This window comes from Vibrio sp. 1180_3 (assembly GCF_029478545.1).
GTDB lineage: Bacteria > Pseudomonadota > Gammaproteobacteria > Enterobacterales > Vibrionaceae > Vibrio > Vibrio aestuarianus.
The window spans coordinates 1-1,008 of sequence record NZ_SJFM01000134.1; the positions used below are offsets into that span (position 1 = coordinate 1).

Consider the following 1,008-nt stretch of genomic DNA (forward strand, 5'->3'; position numbering starts at 1 on the left):
TGCATAACAAAGCATTTAAGACGGATTCGCAACGCTTGGCGGTTTTAGTGTAAATTCAGTTTTTGCGTTTTAAGTGGTTTGTCGAAGCATTGGTGTTTAGCGTCGCTCACCACTTAATGCGGCGTTAGTTTACCAATCTGGCTCCGCACCCTAACTGTGATTGTTAGGGTGTGAATATTATTTCAAATGATTCTGAGGCAGTTGCGATTGACCAAGAACAGCAACGATCAGAATAAAACCGTCTTCTTTGGTAAAGTAGGCAGTGTGCTTACCAACAGGAAAGTAGAAGCCACCTGGGTACAACTCATCACAGTTTCTTCCAACTGCTGGATTGTCAGCAAGCATTTGAAAAGCAGTTAGTAGGTTGTCTCTGTAGCTATTCCATTGGAATTCGGAAAAGTTTGTAACGGTATAGCTTTTAATTTTACGTAAATGGCTTTGTGCTAATTTGCTCAGCTTATATTTATTCGTTTGCATACTCTAGGTTACAGACTCTTCAAGAATGTTTCGCCATCAACTGCGTTACCTTGTGCTAGGTCTGCTTTTGCTGCCTCAAAGCAATGCTTAATGTAATCAGCTTTCATGGCTTCGAGTTCTTCGTAGTCCTGAATGGACATAACAACGACAGCATCTTTGCTGTTTTTGCTGATTTTAACAGGCTCTCGCTGAGCACTAAGAAGTAGTTCGCCAAAATTACGTTTAGCGTCATTTGCTGTTAATGTATGCATGTTAAAGCTCCAAACTTGAGTTACTAGTAAGAGTATAATTGTTTGTGCAAAATGTTCAATTTAATTAAATCGTGCGATTTGTGTGAAAGTTAAACTAACAAGCAATTTAAGAGGGATTCTCAACGCTTGGCACTTTTGCTTCTACTTCAAATTTAGTGTTTATGGCACAATGCTTTAGGTTTGGGTGGTAGCGTTGTTCACCCCTTAATTGGGCGTTATGCAACTCAGGTAAATTTAGGGGTTCAATCTTTTGGGATTTCTCCGGCCATTCGTCTTGAGC

At 40.1% G+C, this 1,008-nt stretch carries 2 protein-coding genes; both read right to left on the reverse strand.

Annotation, left to right across the window (positions count from 1 at the left end; all coding sequences use genetic code 11):
• Nucleotides 1–177: 177 nt before the first annotated feature.
• Entirely contained in the window at nucleotides 178–477 is a 300-nt protein-coding gene (locus EYW48_RS21235; protein WP_171307249.1) for a type II toxin-antitoxin system RelE/ParE family toxin, read from the reverse strand.
• An 8-nt stretch (nucleotides 478–485) separates the two neighbouring features.
• On the reverse strand, nucleotides 486–728 hold the full coding sequence (locus EYW48_RS21240; RefSeq protein WP_277433052.1) for a type II toxin-antitoxin system Phd/YefM family antitoxin: 243 nt from the start codon (nucleotides 726–728) through the stop codon (nucleotides 486–488).
• Nucleotides 729–1,008: the final 280 nt, after the last annotated feature.

Excerpts from the sequence above, each read along its gene's own strand:
- EYW48_RS21240 (WP_277433052.1), bottom strand. The coding sequence starts at position 728 with ATGCATACATTAACAGCAAATGACGCTAAACGTAATTTTGGCGAACTA.
- EYW48_RS21235 (WP_171307249.1), bottom strand. The coding sequence starts at position 477 with ATGCAAACGAATAAATATAAGCTGAGCAAATTAGCACAAAGCCATTTA.